We start from the raw sequence: 18,912 nt of genomic DNA, 5'->3' as shown, positions 1-18,912 counted from the left end.
TAAATGACATTTGCATCTGCCTTAGCATTATTGTGAGTCATCAATCTCCAATAAATACCCAAGGGCTTTTGATAACTGCGGCGAATCAGGATCGGAAATCCGGGTTGTCCAAACCACATCACCTTTTCTATCGATAAATATTGTTGTCGGAGTACCCGTAACGCCGTATTGTTTTGCTACCGCATCACCCTGAATAAGTGTCGTCATACCTATGCCACGGTCAGTTAACGACTGCGCAGGTGTTGCCCCTTCATCCTCATTAAAGCTTATCGCCATCATAACCAAATCAGTCTGTTTATTTTCCAGCCTTAAGCGCTCAAGACCTGGTTGTAACTTTTTACAATAGGGACACCAAGTCGCCCAAAAGTGCAGCACTATAGGTTTTCCTTTATGCTCGCTTAAATTAAACAGCTGCCCTTTAGCATCTTGTAAGCTGAAATCACTGGCAGGGACAGCTCCAGCACTTGCAAGGGTCGACATCAATATCAGCGGTAGCAAAATGAGTAATTTACCGCGCGTTAACCAATGCAAAATAGCATAAAATGACGAAAAAGATGTTACAAATTTATCCATGGTAATGACCTTTTTAAAAAATTTATTTATACAACATATGGCAAGATTCAAATACTAGACCGACAATATGACGTTTTATATTCAATTAATATTAGTCAATAAAGAATTTAACAGGGTTTACCACTATAGTAGTTTAGATTAACTTGTGTTCTATGTTAGATGAATGCGGGTACTTTTTGCCTTATGTGATCAAGACCTACCAGCAATAAAGGAAGTCATGCCCAATAACAACATAAACGGATCAAACACTCATAATCAGTGGCCTACAAAATGGCATCAAACAGGTTTTTTCTATCCATTTATCGATGAAAAAGGCATTCAGCGACAGATTTATATCAACCAGGCTAAAAGTGATAAACCTTGTTTATTATTGATCCATGGGTTTCCGACTAGTAGTTACGACTGGCATCAGCTTTGGTTTCACCTAAGTAAACATTTTAATCTGCTCACGTTAGACTTATTAGGTTATGGTTTATCAGATAAACCCTGTGATATTGATTACTCTTTTGCTTTGCAAGCAGACATTATTGAAGCTGTATTGGTTCATCTTGGTATTCAACATTTTCACATTGTTGCCCATGATTACGGCGACACTGTAGCGCAAGAGTTATTAGCCCGTCATGGTGAAGCCGGCATTGATAGCGGTTTTGCCATCGACAGTACAATATTGTTAAATGGAGGGTTATTTCCTGAAACAACTCAACCCATCTTAATCCAACGTTTACTTTTGAGTCCATTAGGGTTTGTTATCGCTAAGATGTTTTCATTTAAAAAATTTAAGAAAAATTTTGATTTCATTTGTTACCAACCGCTAGCCGTTGCAGAACTGGCGATACATTGGCAGTTAATAACACAAAACCAGGGGACTAAAGTGATCCATAAGATTATTCAATATATTCGCGAACGCAAACTACACCGAGAACGCTGGGTGGGTGCATTACAGCAATATAAAATGCCGCTGCGGTTTATCAATGGGATCTGTGACCCTGTGTCTGGCCAAGATACCCTTATTCGTTTTGAACAGCTTATTGAACAAGCTGACACAGTTGCTTTAGTGGAAACAGGTCATTACCCTCAACTAGAAAAACCAAAAGCCGTTTTGCAGCACTGTATTAGTTTTTGGCTACAGCATAAAATTATTAGTGAAAACAATAACAAGCTTGTTACTTAACAGCTGTTCCCAAAGCATTAAACTAAGTTTAAGCTGTGATAGTTTGTTACAAATTATACTGTCAAATACTTACTGAGTTTTTACTCAAATTGGGTTAATGTAGAAAAGATAACCATAATAAATCACTTAGCATTAGCGACTGATGCTGTATTGTTGAAATACGCCAAGCACTAATTAAGTAATAATAAGCACTGACAAGGAACGACCTCATGCCAATTTATCAAGCCCCTATTCGTGACTATCAATTCATTCTTTCTGAGTTACTGAATATTTATCAATATCAAGAATTAGCCGGATTTGACCAGGTCGATCCGGAACTAGTAGATGCCATTTTACAAGGCGTAGCTGATTTCACCACCGATATTATGCTCCCCTTAAATGCAGTGGGCGATCATCAAGGTTGTAAATTAGTTGACGGCAAGGTCATTACCCCTGATGGCTTTAAAGATGCTTATAAGCAGTATGTTGAAAATGGATGGGCAACATTAACCTGTGACCCAGAATATGGCGGACAAGGCTTACCTGAAGTGGTCGGCACATTTGCTACCGAAATGAAGACCGCTACCAATATGGCATTTGCTATGTACCCTGGCCTCACCCATGGCGCCTATTCAGCAATTCATGTGCATGGTAGTGATGCATTAAAACAAAAATATTTAGCTAAGTTAGTCAGCGGTGAATGGACAGGTACCATGAACCTGACTGAATCCCATGCGGGTACCGATTTAGCCCTATTACGCACAAAAGCCAAGCCTTTAGGTGACGATAAATTTGCGATTAGCGGTGAAAAAATCTTTATTTCATCTGGCGATCATGACCTAGCTGAAAACATCATCCACCTTGTATTAGCGCGATTACCTGATGCCCCAGAAGGCGTAAAAGGCATTTCACTTTTTGCAGTGCCTAAATTTCTAGTCAATGCTGATGGTAGCCTAGGCGCAGCGAATACGCTGGCGGCAACGGGTCTTGAGCATAAAATGGGGATTCACGGCAATTCAACTTGCGTGATGCTTTTTGACAACGCTGTAGGTGAGCTTGTGGGCGCTGCACATCAAGGTTTACGTGCGATGTTCACCATGATGAACCAGGCTCGTTTAGGTGTAGGAATTCAAGGTTTAGGCGTATCAGATATCGCCTATCAGAATGCGTTAGTTTACGCTAAAGATCGTATTCAAGGTCGTGCACTTAGTGGCGTGAAAGAGGCCGATAAAGCCGCAGATTCAATTTTAGTACACGGTGATGTTCGCCGTATGCTGCTGTCGCAAAAATCATTTAATGAAGGTACCCGAGCATTAATGGGTCAACAAGCTTTGTGGCTAGATCAGGCAGAGCGCGAATCAGACCCTGTTAAAGCGAAGCAGGCTTCAGCATTAGCCGCCTTATTTACCCCTATTGTGAAAGGTTTTGTCACTGACCAAGGTTTTAAGGCCTGTGTTGATGCACAGCAAGTCTATGGTGGACATGGTTACATTAACGAATGGGGCATGGAGCAATTTGTTCGCGACATTCGTATTGCGATGATTTATGAAGGAACCAATGGTGTGCAGGCACTGGATTTAGTTGGCCGTAAATTGTTAGCAGATAAAGGCGCAACCTTAAACCTATGGTCTGATATGGTTAAACAGTTTATTGGTCAGCACAATGGCAACGAACAAATGAAACCTTTTATTGCAGGACTAATGGATGCTGCTGGTGATCTTGAGCGTGCAACGGGCTACATTGCTAAAAGTGCGGTGACTAATCCAGATCTTATTGGTGCGGCCTCTATGGCATACATGCAATTATTTGGTATTAGTGCTTTAGCTTGGATGTGGGCTCGAATAGCCGCAACCTCTTTAGCCGCATTAGACAAAGGCACAGATGAGGCTAGTTTTTATCAAGCTAAGCTTAAAACCGGTGCATTCTATATGGGATATTGGGTAAGCCAAACCCGCAGTCTGCGTAAGCAGATTGAAGCCAGCAGTCAACAAATTGTCGATTTTAATGATGCCGACTTTTAATTTATAATAGCTTGATACAAATCACTTAATATAAATTTTTAGAGACTAAAATGCCGCTGAATTCAGCGGCATTTTTAATTCTAGCCAGCAAACTTTTTAAGCATATTCAGCCATAAAATCATCTAAACTATCATTGACGATTTCAATCTCATCACCCTCAAATTGAGCAATATGGAATAAGGCTTCACCTTCATTAGTCACAGGAATATTACTATTACCAATAATGATGCCATCAGTAGGAGCGCGCAGCGCATAAGGCTCACCACCGTGTGGGTTAACAATATAAGCTAAGATATTACCTTTATTAACTCTTTCACCCAGCTTAAGCTTAATGTTAATTAACCCATCAGCTTCACTTCGTACCCAATAGCTGCGACTGGCGTTGACGCTATTACCTTTGATGCGAATACGGCCTTTAATCATTTCTAGGTGGCGCATGACATTTAATACACCATTAAGACCCGACTTAATCGACATTTCACTAAAGCGTAAGGCTTCACCTGCCTCGTATAAAATACAAGGTATGCCTTTACCGTTAGCATAACCACGCATTGAGCCTGTGACATTTTTAGACGTCATAATCACAGGTGCACCAAAAGCATTTGCCATACCAAACATCACTTCATCATCGGTATCACAACGGATTTGAGGTAAGTTGTCACGGTGAACGGCACCGGTATGTAAATCTATAATGTGCGTCGCCCGATCAACTAATGTATGCGACACCAAATGGGCTAGACGACTAGCCAAAGCCCCTTTTGATGACCCAGGAAAACATCGATTCAAATCTCGACGATCTGGTAAGTATCGTGATTGCTGAATAAAACCAAACACGTTAACAATAGGCACGACAAGTATGGTACCTGTTAACGATTTAGCATTTATTTTGCTTAACAAACGTCGACAAATTTCAATACCATTTAGCTCATCACCATGGATAGCGGCGCACACTAATAAAGTCGGCCCGGCTTTTAGGCCATGGAAAACTTCAACATGTAACTCCATAGGTGTATCGTTATAAAGCCTTGCCGCAGGTAGCTTAACGCTTTGTTGCGTGCCAGCTTTAACGCTCACTTCACCAAGAGTGAAAGCTTCGCGTTTTTTGACCATTTAACCCGTCCCTTTGGTTTTAGAGCTGCTTTTTGTAGAATTCTTTTCAATAAATTGAATAATCTTATCGGCTACATCAATACCGGTAGCTTTTTCAATGCCTTCAAGACCTGGTGATGAGTTCACCTCCATCACGAGTGGACCATGTTTAGAACGTAAAATATCAACACCAGCAACATTCAGCCCCATTGTTTTAGCGGCTCGAATCGCAGTAGAGCGCTCTTCTGGCGTTAGCTTAACCACAGTTGCCGTACCACCACGGTGTAAGTTAGAGCGGAACTCGCCAGCTAACGCTTGACGCTTCATTGCAGCAATCACTTTATCACCAATCACAAAGCAACGAATGTCAGCCCCACCGGCTTCAGCGATATATTCCTGCACCATGATGTTGGCTTTAAGCCCCATAAAGGCTTCAATAACAGACTCAGCCGCTTTACGCGTCTCAGCAAGTACTACGCCAATACCTTGGGTACCTTCAAGTAGTTTAATCACACACGGTGCGCCGCCAACCATATCTAATAAATCAGGTACGTCGGCAGGCTTGTTTGCAAAACCGGTAACTGGTAAGCCAATATTTTTACGAGATAATAACTGTAATGAACGTAATTTATCGCGTGAACGCGTAATCGCCACAGATTCGTTTAATGGATGAGTGCCCATCATTTCAAATTGACGTAAAACAGCAGTACCGTAGAAGGTCACAGAAGCACCAATACGAGGGATAACAGCATCAAACTTAGGCAATTCAACACCACGAGCATGAATACTTGGTGCATTCATGTTGATGTTCATATAACACTTTAATGGGTCGATAACTTTAACTTCATGCCCACGAGCTTCAGCGGCTTCTTTTAAACGATTGGTGGAATAAAGATTCTTATTCCGTGACATAATTGCAATGTGCATTTTACTCTCCAGTTATATAAGATGCTGCTGAATCCACTAAAAAACGTCCTTCCAGTGCTCGGCGACCTAACAACATACGAAATTTCATATTATCTCTATTGGTTAGGGTGAGTTCGATATCGAACTGCTTTCTACCGATAATGATTGGTGTTTTAATTACATACCGTTTAGTCACGTGTCCACCAGAATCGCTAACATTACGGCGATCAAAAATGGGGAATTCACAGATAACTTCACGTTCAGATTCTTGTTCAGGATGCAACCATACACGCACCCACTTTTCTTTTTCTTTTTGGAACGGTTTAATTTTAAAAGCATGTAAACAAGAGGTTTTTGCCCCTGTATCTACCTTAATTTTGACTTTTTCATTGCCAATTTCAGGAAACGTGCCCCATTCTCGCCATCCCACTATATCGAGGGTTTGTTTCGTCATGGTCAGTCCTTACGTTTAAAGGAAATAAGTCTTTCTCGAATAACTTGTCCGATACTACTCATCAAATGTCATATCATCTACTGCATACTTGAGTATGCGAGAAAGTCAGTTAATCATAGCTAATATCAATCAATTTTGGCGCAATATACACTGCATTTTTAATAAAACAAATTTTTTTAATTAGAATTTTTACGTTAGTATTATCAACCATAACGCTTTACAAACACGCACTCAACAGACTAATACTAACCTATTAATAATAAAAGAATTAATTATCAAGGCATAACAATGTTCACTCACAATAGCTTCCTATTTTTAACCGAGCTAAATCAGCATAATGACCGTGATTGGTTTAAAGCCAATCAACCTCGTTATGAAGCTCAAGTGCGTACACCCGCATTACAATTTATTGAAGCCATGCAAGGGCCTATTTTATCCTTGTTACCACGTTTTAATGCTGTGCCCAAAAAAGTCGGCGGCAGCTTAATGCGCCCCCAAAGAGATAGTCGTTTTAGTAAAGATAAAACACCTTATAAAACTAATATTGGGATTCAATTTAAACATTTCCAGGCTAAAGATGTCCATTCACCTGGGTTTTATGTGCATTTAGCCAATAATGAATGTTTTATCGCTGCAGGTATTTGGCATCCAGAATCAACAGCCTTAAATGCCATAAGACACTGTATCGATGAAAACCCTAATGGCTATAAAAAAGCGTTACAAGCGATAGAAAGAGCAGGATTTGTTATGACAGGTGACAGTTTAGTCAGACCACCAAGGGGATTTGATAAAGATCATCCGCTACTTACTGAACTAAAACGGAAAGACTTTATCGCGCTAAAGACGATAACTGAAGCACAAGTTTGCCGGGCTGATTTTGTCGAGTTCTGTCAAAAGGAATTTCAAAAAACGACTCAATTAATGGCCTATCTGTGTTTTGCGCTTGAGTTAGATTACTAAACTGTTGCCGATAAACCTAATGGCAACTAAATATAATCTTTGTGCATCATTAATAATACCAACAGTAATATAGCCATACATTCAATCAAGAAAGAGATGCGTCAGTAGCTTAAAAAGCTTATCTAGCAAAAGAGTTAAAGCAAAGTAATAATGATGAAACAGCTAAGCCGCATTTGCTCGCATGCCATGGGGTACGGGTACCCCATTAGCATTTATGTTAACAAAGACCATTTTATCGACACTGGCTATAGGTGCCTGAGTGACTTTGTTGCGTACTTTACAACGAATAGTCACTGAGCTTTGACCTAAACTTACACTTTCAAAACCAAATTCAAGCATATCGCCAACCAATCCTGGAGTCATAAAGCTGATCTCGGCAATCAGCTTAGCAACATGGCATTGGCTGTTCATTTGGCAACTGGCAAATATTGTTGCCTGTTCATTTATCCAACTCAATAGCTGACCGCAGCATAGAGTATGGCTACTGTTTAAATGGACCGGAAGTATTAAGTGGCGGCTGTAGTATTTCATAAGAAAACCCTTTAGTTATTAATAAGAAACTCTTGTATCACTAAAGAGGTAGCAAAGTTCAAGCCAGTTTTAGTCACCTTAATAATCAATTACTTATATGATTGGTTAATAAAAACTGCCCTATAACGGAATTATATTTGCACTATTTAACGCCATTCAAGGCATCACTCATATCACGAATGACGTTTACTATCAGCGGATAAAAGTACGGCCCTAGTTAAGTAGATAACACCTGCTTTAAAGATGTAATGAAAGTAGAAATATCTTTCGCTGTAATATCAGCATGGGTTACTAGGCGCAGTTGCTGACTAGGGCTAACCTTAATACCTTTTTGCAATAACGCGTGTGATAATCGATTGGGATCTATATGACTGGCTAAACGAGCAAATACCATATTGGTTTGTACTGATTTCATATCAATCTCAAATTCGTCAAATTGATATAATGCCTCAGCGAGCTGTTTTGCGTGGTGATGGTCTTCAACTAATCGTTCAACTTGATCGGTTAAAGCCAATTTAGCCGCTGCGGCAATAATACCAGCTTGACGCATTCCGCCGCCCAACATTTTACGCCAACGAGTCGCTTTACCAATAAGCCGCTCATCGCCTAACAAAATAGAGCCAATTGGGGCACATAACCCTTTTGATAGACAAATAGAAACCGAATCAAAATATTGGGTAATATCAGCAATCGCAAGATTTTGGGCAACCGCTGCATTGGCTATTCTTGCGCCGTCTAAATGAATTTTTAAACCCCGATTAAAGGCCAAAGTTTGTGCTTGTGCTAAATACTCTTGCGATAAGACTTTACCGCCAATGGTATTTTCTAAGCTCAATAAACGGGTTCTGGCAAAATGAACGTCATCAGGTTTAATAGCAGCGTCGATATCTGACAATAAAATACTACCGTCTTGCTGATTATTTAACGGCTGTGGCTGAATGCTACCAAGCACCGCAGCACCGCCGCCTTCAAATTTATAATTGTGCGCTTGTTGACCGCATAAATACTCGTCTCCACGCTCACAATGTGACATTAATGCCAATAAATTAGCTTGAGTACCAGAGCTAACAAATAAGGCCGCATCAAAGCCATACATTTCAGCGGCCATATCTTGTAGATTGTTGACTGTCGGGTCATCACCATAAACATCATCACCCACAAGGGCACTGGCCATTGCTTTGCGCATTGCTGCTGTAGGTTGAGTAACAGTATCGCTTCTAAAATCAATCATAATAAATCATCATTTATTCAAACCATGGCCGACAGTGTAACGGATTAAGATTTAGCTGCAGCAATTTTTGTTAATGCTGCTATTGCCGCATCATAATCAGGGTGGCTGCCGACTTCTTTAACAAGCTCTTGATACTGTAGCTGGCCATTGGCATCAATAATAAATATTGCCCGAGCCAGTAAGCCACGGCTTTCAATCAATAATCCATATTGGTCAGCAAAGTTACGCCATACTGAATCAGATAATACTTTAATTTTATCAACGCTTTCAGTTTGGCAAAAACGCTTTTGAGCAAAAGGTAAATCTGTACTAATAGTCAGCATAACAACGTCGGCATCAAAATTAGCAAATTCACTGTTAAATCGTTTTGTTTGCAACGCACACACACCGGTATCTAAGCTTGGTACGGCACTGATTAATACTGTTTTACCTTTAAAATCACTTAAATTAACCGGATTAAACTTATCATCAACCACTTTAAACTCAGGGGCTGGCATATTATTAGCGGGTAAATCACCTTTAAGCACCACCGGTTGTCCACCCATTGTGACTTCAGCAGCTTGCGTAAAGTGAATAAATACTGGACTGGCAATTAACACTAAGGACAAACCTATGTTCAATAAAGATTGTTGAAATGTCATTATATTCTCCTGATTAATGATAAAAATAATAAAAAACCAGCCTTGTGGCTGGTTCTTGATATACGCAGTTAATCAAATAACTGATTAACTTGCTGCTAATTCTTTAACATGTAAATCCATTTGTGGAAATGGTATTTCAATCTCAGCTGCATCTAATGCATTTTTGATTTGCTCTAAAATTTGAAAACGCGCTGGCCAGTAATCACCCGTGCTCACCCATGGACGAACAACGAAGTTAATCGATGAATCAGCTAACTCAGCTAAACCAATAGTGTAAGCAGGATCTTTTAATACAAATTCATTGTTATCTAATACTTCAGCCAATACTTTTTTAGTTTTCGCGATATCAGAGGTATAGCCCACACCGATGACTAAGTCGATACGACGCTTTTCAAGCGCTGAATAATTGGTAATAGTGCCATTCATAATGGCTGAGTTTGGCGCAGTGATAAGTTTATTATCACCCGTACGAAGCTTAGTCGAGAAAATAGTAATCTCATCTACTACACCGGCAACGCCTGCGGCTTCGATAAAGTCACCCACACGACATGGACGGAATAATACCATTAATACGCCTGAGGCAAAGTTAGATAGTGACCCCTGTAATGCCAAACCAACAGCCAAACCTGCAGCACCAATAACAGCTACGAGTGAAGCGGTTTGCACGCCTATTTGACCTAATGTAGCCACAATGGTGAATACAAATACAACTGACCATGCAAGGTTTGACACAAATGACACTACAGTTTGATCAACTTTGCGACTGGTTAATACTTTATCAGTGAGGCGTTTTGCTACACCAGCAAAATACTTACCAATAAAAAACATCGCCAAAGCAGCTAATGTTTTAAGTCCATAAGCCATAATAAACTCTGGTGCTTGCTTTATTAACGCTTCTAAACCGTCAAGGTTTTCCATTTTTTTACTCCCTAAAGTGACAGATTATTCTGCCGAAATGATAAATTCTACCCGTCTATTGCGTTGTCGCCCTTCAGATGTGGCGTTATCCGCAGCGGGTTGGGTGTTACTCATCCCTTTTACAGAAATGTTGTCAGGATTAAAATTAAATTCGGTGACTAATATTGCTTTTACGCTGTTTGCCCGGGCTAATGAAAGCGCTTGATTTAACTCATCACTTCCCAATAAATCGGCATGTCCAACTAGGTCTAAAGTTACATTATTACCTTGGGCTATTATTTTATTGATACTGTCAAACACAGGTCTTTGCGATAACATCACCTCTGCTTTAGCAAATTCAAAATAAATAGGTTGTACAACTTGCTGTAAACAATTAACTACGCCATCAGCACCCAGTTGCTCGCAGCGATTAACATATTCTGTAGTGCTGGTTGGTTGTTCAGCAACTGCTGTTATAGGTTCTTCATCAAAAATAGGAGCTTCATCAATATTGGATTCAGTTAAAGCAAAAGCTGGATCGTTACAGCCATTAGCCATAACCACCTCACCTTGAGGAGTATCAGCACAGGCATCTTTTTTATCTGGTACGCCATCCATATCTGAATCAATCCATGCCAAAGTTGGGGTGCTGTTCAAAAAAAGCCATAGTATTAATACAGGTACGAATATAGTCAGTAATGAACGCATGCAGTCTCCAATCATGTGATTTTAATATAGTAAGACAACATCTTTTGAGGTTTTAACTTTTTTTCAACAAGTTTGAATTATACATATTTTAACTTTTAGCGACACATTTGCAATCAAGCAAACATAAATTGCTGCAAACAAGTTAATGCTTTATGTATTTCAGCTCAAAATAGCACCATCTAACACTTATAAAGTGAATTTTTAATTATCGGCAACAAACTCACAAACTTGACAACAGTCGCTTTAACCAGCATCGCAATATTGAAAATAACTCGCACTGTATAATAAGCATACAAGCCAACTAAAAAATGACATATGTTTACAAAAATGTAACCTGCAAAATGCGCCTGACACCCGCACAAACATTGACTTAAGCGTCCTGAAAAGGGTATATAAGGTGGGATTTTTGATGTTTTAAACAAATTAAACATTAAATGAATAATATTTATTATAAGAAATGAACAATAAATCGGCCAAGATTGCCCAGATAAAAAGCACAACATCTTCTTGATGCAATGCTTAATCGCAATACTTTGCCTAAATTTGCAAACAATTATTCTGTGGTGCAACTTGTGCCGCAGCCAATCACAAGCTTTAAGGTGGAAAACTTAATGAGTGAAGTAAAAGCACCAGGAACGATGCTTGGGCATCCAAAAGGATTGTTCCTTCTCTTTACAACTGAATTGTGGGAACGTTTCAGTTATTACGCAATGCGTGCCATATTGGTCCTTTATTTGGTTGATAAAGTTCAAACAGATGGTGGTAGTGGTTTAGGTTGGACGCCACAGGATGCATTATCTCTTTACGGAACCTTCACCGGTTTAGTCTATTTAACGCCGCTTATTGGTGGTTGGTTAGCAGATAATTACCTTGGCCAACGTAAATCTATTTATATTGGTGGTGCGTTAATGGCAATAGGGCAATTTACCCTTGCTGCGCCGCATAGCTGGTTTTCTGGTTTAGAAACCACTCTTTTCTATATTGGTTTAGGTACGTTGATATTGGGTAACGGACTGTTTAAACCTAACATCTCTACTATGGTTGGCGACTTGTATGAAGAAGGTGATCACCGTCGAGATGGTGCATTTACTATTTTTTACATGGGTATCAACGTTGGCGCCGCGCTATCGGGTATTATTGTAGCTTGGGCTTACACCACTTTTGGTCATACTGAAGTGGTTGCAGGACAAGAGGTATTTGTTAACAACTGGCAGGCTGGTTTCTTCTGTGCAGGTGTTGGTATGGTTGCATCGTTAATTATTCAATTCTTTTTTGCTCAAAGATTACTTGGCGATATAGGTACTGTTCCAGCGGCAAAACTCGAACGAGACAGGAATGCACTTAAGGGCCAAGTCCGCAGTGAGCCACTGACTAAAATTGAACGTGATCGCATAAAAGTGATCATGATTATGGGTTTATTTACCATTATCTTCTGGGCTGGTTTTGAACAAGCCGGTGGATTAATGAACCTATTCACCAATAACTTTACTGACCGTATGATTGGTAGCTGGGAAGTGCCTACCACTTACTTCCAATCACTGAATGCTATTTTTATCGTCATTTTTGCTCCAGTTATAGCCTCAATTTGGATACGTTTAGGTAAGAACGAACCCAATTCGCCCGTTAAGTTTGCCCTTGGTTTAGTGTTACTTGGCATTGGTTTCTTATTCATGATTGGTGCTGTTTTACAAATGGGCGGCGACGCTTCAATCAAATCAAGCATGTGGTGGTTAGTCGGCGCATATTTCTTCCATACTATGGGTGAACTATGTTTATCACCAATTGGTTTATCTATGGTCACTAAACTGGCTCCACTGCGTATAGCATCACTTATGATGGGCGCATGGTTCCTATTTATTGCTATTGCGAACAAAGTTGGCGGATTAGTTGGTTCACTCATTGGCCACGGTGGCAGCGTTGAAGATCAACTTGCCAATGCAATGTCAATCTTCGCGGGCATCGCAATTACAGCGGCGGTTTCAGGTATAATTTTATACTTCATGGCTGACAAGTTAGTGGATTGGATGCACGGTGCTGAAGGCCATAATGATTCTGAAGAAGAAGCATTAGCGGAAGAAATTGCCGTTACTGCTGAACACGAAGCGATTCAGCGTTAATCACTTGCTAGTGAAGTTACTAAGGTAGCTTAATAGATAAGTAAATCATCATATTAATGATTTAGAAATGGGCCTTAGATGAAAATCTAAGGCCCATTTTATTTGTACAGTCTTGATTGAATAATGATTACGATATAATGGTTAACTAGAATTTATTAACCTTCTCTCACCAACTCAATAGCTTATCTAATTGCACTTGCAGTGATGGGTGGTATCCTGCCCTAGCCTTAGCGTATATTTGCTCAACTTCCTGTTTATACCCAGCAACCAATAACTCGCTATAAAGTGGTTTAACAAACTTAGCCCGCCCGACTGAAATGAGAAACGCCGATAAGGGTTCAAGCACGGGATCATAATGATTTCGAATAGCGACCCTAAACCAATCACAAACAATTTCTGCGTTTTTACTTTGACTAAATAAAAAGGTGTCATCTAAATCAAGTAACTGTTCTTGGCTGATAACCTGTGGCAACTGATTTAAAAAATATTGCCAATGATGAACCCGCCAGTCACTCACATTCAGCATTTTTGCTGGTTTTTTATGTTCAATTTCCATAAGCGCCAAATGTACTTTGTCTAAACTACTCGAAGAAGGAGGTACAAACCAATGAGGCAGTCCTTCACCATATACCCATTCTTTTAATTCAACTTCAGATAACTTATCTGGACAATTGGGTAATACATGTTGCAGCATATAAGCCATAAAGACTTCAGTGGTAATGGCTTTGAAAGCAAAGTGAGTGACATATTGAAACAAAAAAGCATCAAAGGATTCACGGCCAAAACGCTGCTCTAGTTCATGGACAAACATTGATGCTTTATCATAGGTGAAACGATTAAATGCCTGATTTGGATCTCGCGTTTGAACATTTGCAGGCAAGGTTTGATCTATTAAATCAACAGACTGCATTTCAGATTCTAAACGAGTGTATTCATTCACCCATTCTAAATCAGCTTGCTCTTTGCCATATACAGCTTCAACGATACGATTAGTAAAGTAGGTGGTAAATCCTTCGTTAAGCCACAGATCACGCCATGTCGCATTACTGACCAAGTTTCCAGTCCAAGAATGTGCCAGCTCATGGGCTACCGTAGACACTAAACTTTTATCACCCGCTATCAAGGTTGGGGTCATAAATGCCAGCATAGGATTTTCCATACCGCCAAAGGGGAAACTAGGTGGTAATACAATCATGTCGTACCTTTGCCACGCATAGGGGCCAAGTAATGACTCCGCTACCTCGATCATCGCTTCTGTATCTTCAAACTCTTTAACCGCACTTGCCAGCATTGCTGGTTCGGTATAAATACCACTTCTGGGTCCTGTCGCTTCAAACGCTAAGTCCCCTACCGCTAAAGCCAGTAGATGAGTCGGTATGGGCTTATCCATCACAAAATGGAAAATGCCATCTTTAGGCATCTGGGGATTATTAAGTGCACTCATTACCGCGCGTAAACCATTATTGACTTTAATGGTGGCGTCGAACGTTACCCGTGCTTTAGGCGTATCTTGCAAAGGGATCCAGCTTCTGGCATTAATCGGTTGTGATTGACTAAATAAATAGGGTTGTTGCTTGCCCAAAGTTTGTTCCGGGGTCAACCACTGTAAGCCTTGGGCGTGTGGGGACGTGGCGTAATGAACGGTGACAGCTCTAATTGATTGATTAATCTGTATCACCAACTTTTGCCCTAAGATATCCCCTACATCTACCAGCGAAAAGTCAAGTTGTTGCCCTTGTAAGTCACTCACACTTATCAAGGTTAAATCACGGCAATCTAAAATAAGTTGTCCATGTTGACTAGATGATTCTTTATTTAAATCAAAGTATAAGGTGACCTGCCCGATAAGTTGCTTAGCACTAAAATCAACTTCTAGATTAAGTTCTAAATGAGAAACACAAACCGTGTCAGCATTTGCACTTGAATGGTAATCATACTGATGGTCCCATGATGAAGTTAGACTAGTGGCCACTTTAATATCCTTAATTGCAGTTTTAGTTTTGACTGTTAAGTTAAGTCAAATTAATCGCACCAAACATAACATTTAAAAGGCTTCTTTAGTATCGCCCCTCTGAGCTTCGACAGGTTTATAGCCTTAAATTATGAGAGTAATAAAAATAATTAACTTTATTTGGAACTTTTATAAATAACGCCAGTCTGAATATACGAACCGAATTTTGTACACCCCAGTTTATTGAAAGTTTGAGTCTGTAAATGATTTTGTTCATCATCATCTCCCCTCTCGATAGTGAGTTATCCTATCAACAGAATTGCACATTGCAGTTACAGCAACCTTAATAGGTTGCTTTTTTTTAACTATTTTTTGAGGTCGAAGCCGTCACCCGGTTTATGGATAATCTTTTTCTTGCACATTGATAAAGCGGATTTTATAACGCTGCGCTCATCAAACGATAAAAAAATAACATTTTTAACGCTAACCTTGAGTCCTTTTCATCAGAACAGAGCTGTCAGATAATACTCGGCACATTTTTGTTAGTTTTTTTATCTTTATTTGGAACTTTTATAAATAACGCCAGTCTGAATATATGAACCGAATTTTGTACACCCCAATTTATTGAAAGTTTGAGTCTGTAAATGATTTTGTTCATCATCATCTCCCCACTCGATAGTGAGTTATCCTATCAACAGAATTGCACATTGCAGTTACAGCAACCTTAATAGGTTGCTTTTTTTTGGCTGTTTTTTACCGATTGTCTTGAAAAACACCGTAACGGCTAAGCTTCCACTATGTTTTAGTGCCATCATTTTTAACAGGCGTTTTATAGTAAAGTGCTTTCTAATAAGAAAGCGGCGAGCAATGTTAGTGGGAACAGTACTTAAGATAGTTGATTCAATTTTTTTATCTTTATTTGGAACTTTTATAAATAACGCTAGTCTGAATATATGAACCGAATTTTATATACCTACTTTTACTGAACGTTTGAGCCTGTAAATGATTTTGTTCATCATCATCTCCCCTCTCGATAGTGAGTTATCCTATCAACAGAATTGCACATTGCAGTTACAGCAACCTTAATAGGTTGCTTTTTTTTGCTTCCAAAATACCGCTAAGCTCGAAGCAAAAAAAAGACCTCACTATGGAGGTCTTTAATAGTGCAACTTAATTTAGTTTAAAGACGGATGCCGGCTTTCTCTAAATCTTTTGCTATTACTGTGCGAGGTAATGGTACATAACCATCTTTTTCAACAACTTGCTGACCTTGCTTAGATAATATGAAGCGAATGAACTCGCGATCCATCGGCGATAAATCTTTGTTTGGGTGCTTGTTGATATAAACGTACAAGTAACGAGAAAGTGGGTAAGTCCCATTGGCAGCATTGGCAGCTGATGCGTCGATAAACTTATCGCCTTTCTTAGATACAGCTACAGCTTTTACACCCGCTGTTTTATAACCAATACCAGAGTAACCAATTGCGTTAAGACCTTGAGATACAGACTGTACGACAGATGCAGAACCTGGTTGCTCATTCACATTTGGACGGAAATCGCCTTTACATAATGCTTTTTCTTTAAAGTAGCCATAAGTACCAGATACTGAGTTACGGCCGTATAATTGGACATCTTTTGCTGTCCAGTTACCGTCTAGGCCTAAGTCACCCCAACGTTCAACTTGCTTACCACCACACTTGTTTGTTGAAGAGAAAATGCTATCGATTTGCTCGATGCTTAATCCTTTAATTGGGTTATCTTTATGCACAAACACAGCTAAAGCATCAATTGCAACACGAATAGCCGTTGGTTGGTAACCGAAATGCTTTTCAAATGACTCAACTTCATTAGGCTTCATTTTACGGCTCATTGGACCGAACTGTGAAGTTCCTTCAGTTAATGCTGGAGGCGCTGTAGAAGAGCCAGCTGCTTGAATTTGGATATTAACATTAGGATATATATGCTTAAACTCTTCTGCCCATAACGTCATCATATTCGCTAACGTATCAGAACCAACAGAAGACAAGTTACCAGAAACACCACTTGTTTTTTCATACATAGGTAACGTTTCATCAATTGCAGCCATAGATGCTGCCGAGAACACACCAGCGGCTGTTAGGGTAATTGCGCCGACAAGTTTTTTCAGTTTCATTGTATTGCTCCAAATTAAGCGTGCTAAGTTTTTATAACGCAGTCAGTATCAACTCCAATGATGACAAGTCTATGACTGTAATGTGACAGTTAGGTGACAGGTGAAATATATTTGCTGATTTAACATCATTATTGAAATAGTAAAGTCACAAAAATGAAAATGCCGTCATTATGACGGCATTCTGAATATCAAAAAATTAGTTTTTCCTATCAATTAAATGGGTAGGAACGATAAAGCTAAAAGTACTGCCTTTACCAAGCTCACTCAATACTGTCAATTCACTGTGATGATGACTTAATGCATGCTTCACAATTGCCAAACCTAAGCCACTGCCACCCGTCTTACTGGAGCGGGCGTTATCTACTCGGTAAAAACGCTCAGTTAAACGATTGATATGTTGAGGAGCGATACCCACTCCGGTATCTGTTACCGAAAACTTTGCACCACTGGCTACACTTTGCCATGTTATAGAGACTTTTCCTCCTGGTGAGGTATAGCGAATCGCATTTGATATTAAATTAGAGCATGCACTTCTAAGCTGCTGTTCTTGGCCATGAATATTTAATCCCGGTTCACAGAAAAACACCAATTCATATTGTTCTGCTGCTAATGCTTGAGCTTCAGTTTTAAGCTGACTAAACATGCTATCCATATTGACAGTGTGAGACAGATCAATGCTGGCTCCCGCTTCAATACGCGACAATGCCAGTAGCTGCTCTACCATAGATTGCATTCGGCTCGTTTGTTGCTGCATCATATTAAGCGGTTTTTGATTTGGTGAGTTATCGTCTTCCATGGTTTGCATTATCTCTAAATACCCCTGTAATACTGTCAGCGGGGTTTTTAGCTCATGGGATACGTTAGCCACAAAGTCTTTACGCATGCTTTCTAATTGATGAATGCGGGTAATATCGCGCGCCATTAATAATAACTGACGATCACCATAGGGCATTAGCCGAATTTCTAGCAGACGTCTTTCTGATACAGGCGATGGGATCTCTAAAGGTTCACTGAAATTATGTTTACGCAAGTAGGCTGAAAAATCAGGGTGACGAATGAGGTTATCAATTCGCTGGCCATTATCTTGTGGCCACACAAAACCTAATATTAATTGAGCCAGTTTGTTACACCATAAAATATTGTGCTCTGAATCTAGCACCACAGCAGCATCGGGCAGTGCTTCAGCACCTTGTCTGAAGCGTCCAAGTAATGATGCTAGCTGACCCACTCGACGGCGGTTTTTTCCTTGAAGCCGATAAATACCATTAAAAATACCCTCCCAGCTCCCCCGCCCCTGCGGTGGCGTAAGCTTTTTATCTTTCCATAACCAATGGCTTAACCTAGACAACTGACGGTAATGCCAGAACAATAGTGCTGCGGAACCAAGAAGTATTGTTAACACTATATAGTCAACAATCCAGCCCACCAGCACTAATAGCAGTACCATCACCCCAAGGCGAAAAAGCAAGCGAAAGCCAGAATAAGAGTTCAATATACGTTACCTAAATCGCTGTATGGCAGTTAAATTAAT

The 18,912-nt window shown here is 39.9% G+C and carries 16 protein-coding genes; 4 read left to right on the top strand and 12 right to left on the bottom strand.

The window, feature by feature from the left end; genetic code table 11:
- Positions 1 to 27 precede the first annotated feature (27 nt).
- Positions 28 to 573, bottom strand: a complete 546-nt coding sequence (locus tag ACRWP9_RS08880) for a TlpA family protein disulfide reductase (protein WP_434928791.1) — start codon at positions 571 to 573, stop codon at positions 28 to 30.
- A gap of 163 nt (positions 574 to 736) precedes the next feature.
- Between ACRWP9_RS08880 and ACRWP9_RS08875 the strand changes: the two genes are divergently transcribed.
- Positions 737 to 1,744 (top strand): alpha/beta fold hydrolase, encoded by a 1,008-nt coding sequence (locus tag ACRWP9_RS08875; protein WP_434928790.1) that lies wholly within the window; start codon positions 737 to 739, stop codon positions 1,742 to 1,744.
- Between the two features lie 209 nt (positions 1,745 to 1,953).
- The gene (locus ACRWP9_RS08870) at positions 1,954 to 3,744 is read left to right on the top strand and encodes an acyl-CoA dehydrogenase C-terminal domain-containing protein (protein WP_434928789.1); all 1,791 of its coding nucleotides are present in this window, start codon (positions 1,954 to 1,956) and stop codon (positions 3,742 to 3,744) included.
- A gap of 96 nt (positions 3,745 to 3,840) precedes the next feature.
- Here ACRWP9_RS08870 and ACRWP9_RS08865 read toward each other — a convergent pair whose 3' ends face one another.
- From ACRWP9_RS08865 to ACRWP9_RS08855, 3 genes are read right to left on the bottom strand one after another with little or no spacing between them, the layout of a single operon-like run.
- The gene (locus tag ACRWP9_RS08865) at positions 3,841 to 4,854 is read right to left on the bottom strand and encodes a succinylglutamate desuccinylase/aspartoacylase family protein (RefSeq protein ID WP_434928788.1); all 1,014 of its coding nucleotides are present in this window, start codon (positions 4,852 to 4,854) and stop codon (positions 3,841 to 3,843) included.
- Complete coding sequence (rimK, locus tag ACRWP9_RS08860) at positions 4,855 to 5,760, bottom strand: 30S ribosomal protein S6--L-glutamate ligase (protein WP_226410391.1); 906 nt, start codon at positions 5,758 to 5,760, stop codon at positions 4,855 to 4,857.
- Between the two features lies 1 nt (position 5,761).
- Complete coding sequence (locus ACRWP9_RS08855; RefSeq protein WP_226410392.1) at positions 5,762 to 6,193, bottom strand: ATP-dependent zinc protease family protein; 432 nt, start codon at positions 6,191 to 6,193, stop codon at positions 5,762 to 5,764.
- Positions 6,194 to 6,481: 288 nt separating this feature from the next.
- Here ACRWP9_RS08855 and ACRWP9_RS08850 point away from each other — a divergent pair, with 288 nt between their 5' ends.
- The gene (locus tag ACRWP9_RS08850; RefSeq protein ID WP_434928787.1) at positions 6,482 to 7,153 is read left to right on the top strand and encodes a DUF2461 domain-containing protein; all 672 of its coding nucleotides are present in this window, start codon (positions 6,482 to 6,484) and stop codon (positions 7,151 to 7,153) included.
- Between the two features lie 162 nt (positions 7,154 to 7,315).
- Here the strand turns inward: ACRWP9_RS08850 and ACRWP9_RS08845 are convergent, their stop codons facing one another.
- The 5 genes from ACRWP9_RS08845 to ACRWP9_RS08825 all read right to left on the bottom strand — a co-directional run bounded on the left by ACRWP9_RS08845 (position 7,316) and on the right by ACRWP9_RS08825 (position 11,161).
- Entirely contained in the window at positions 7,316 to 7,684 is a 369-nt protein-coding gene (locus ACRWP9_RS08845; RefSeq protein ID WP_226410394.1) for an acyl-CoA thioesterase, read from the bottom strand.
- A 217-nt stretch (positions 7,685 to 7,901) separates the two neighbouring features.
- Positions 7,902 to 8,915, bottom strand: coding sequence for a low-specificity L-threonine aldolase (gene ltaE, locus ACRWP9_RS08840; RefSeq protein ID WP_226410395.1), 1,014 nt, complete (start codon positions 8,913 to 8,915; stop codon positions 7,902 to 7,904).
- A gap of 44 nt (positions 8,916 to 8,959) precedes the next feature.
- Positions 8,960 to 9,556 (bottom strand): thiol peroxidase, encoded by a 597-nt coding sequence (gene tpx / locus ACRWP9_RS08835; RefSeq protein ID WP_434928786.1) that lies wholly within the window; start codon positions 9,554 to 9,556, stop codon positions 8,960 to 8,962.
- Between the two features lie 84 nt (positions 9,557 to 9,640).
- Positions 9,641 to 10,474, bottom strand: a complete 834-nt coding sequence (locus ACRWP9_RS08830) for a mechanosensitive ion channel family protein (protein WP_226410397.1) — start codon at positions 10,472 to 10,474, stop codon at positions 9,641 to 9,643.
- 24 nt (positions 10,475 to 10,498) lie between these two features.
- Entirely contained in the window at positions 10,499 to 11,161 is a 663-nt protein-coding gene (locus ACRWP9_RS08825; RefSeq protein ID WP_434928785.1) for an OmpA family protein, read from the bottom strand.
- Between the two features lie 611 nt (positions 11,162 to 11,772).
- On the opposite strand from ACRWP9_RS08825, the gene ACRWP9_RS08820 reads away from it, so the two are divergent.
- The gene (locus ACRWP9_RS08820) at positions 11,773 to 13,278 is read left to right on the top strand and encodes a peptide MFS transporter (protein WP_434928784.1); all 1,506 of its coding nucleotides are present in this window, start codon (positions 11,773 to 11,775) and stop codon (positions 13,276 to 13,278) included.
- 166 nt (positions 13,279 to 13,444) lie between these two features.
- Here ACRWP9_RS08820 and ACRWP9_RS08815 read toward each other — a convergent pair whose 3' ends face one another.
- The 3 genes from ACRWP9_RS08815 to phoR all read right to left on the bottom strand — a co-directional run bounded on the left by ACRWP9_RS08815 (position 13,445) and on the right by phoR (position 18,876).
- Positions 13,445 to 15,250: a M1 family metallopeptidase gene (locus ACRWP9_RS08815; protein ID WP_434928783.1), complete on the bottom strand. Its 1,806-nt coding sequence runs from the start codon at positions 15,248 to 15,250 to the stop codon at positions 13,445 to 13,447.
- 1,159 nt (positions 15,251 to 16,409) lie between these two features.
- Positions 16,410 to 17,381: a PstS family phosphate ABC transporter substrate-binding protein gene (locus tag ACRWP9_RS08810; protein WP_434928782.1), complete on the bottom strand. Its 972-nt coding sequence runs from the start codon at positions 17,379 to 17,381 to the stop codon at positions 16,410 to 16,412.
- 196 nt (positions 17,382 to 17,577) lie between these two features.
- Positions 17,578 to 18,876, bottom strand: coding sequence for a phosphate regulon sensor histidine kinase PhoR (gene phoR, locus ACRWP9_RS08805; protein ID WP_434928984.1), 1,299 nt, complete (start codon positions 18,874 to 18,876; stop codon positions 17,578 to 17,580).
- Positions 18,877 to 18,912: the final 36 nt, after the last annotated feature.

The sequence above is a fragment of the Shewanella sp. HL-SH2 genome (assembly GCF_051164935.1).
In the GTDB taxonomy this organism is placed as follows: domain Bacteria; phylum Pseudomonadota; class Gammaproteobacteria; order Enterobacterales; family Shewanellaceae; genus Shewanella; species Shewanella glacialimarina.
The sequence above is the reverse complement of the archived record's forward strand: the minus strand, read 5'-3'. Positions and strand labels throughout refer to the sequence as shown.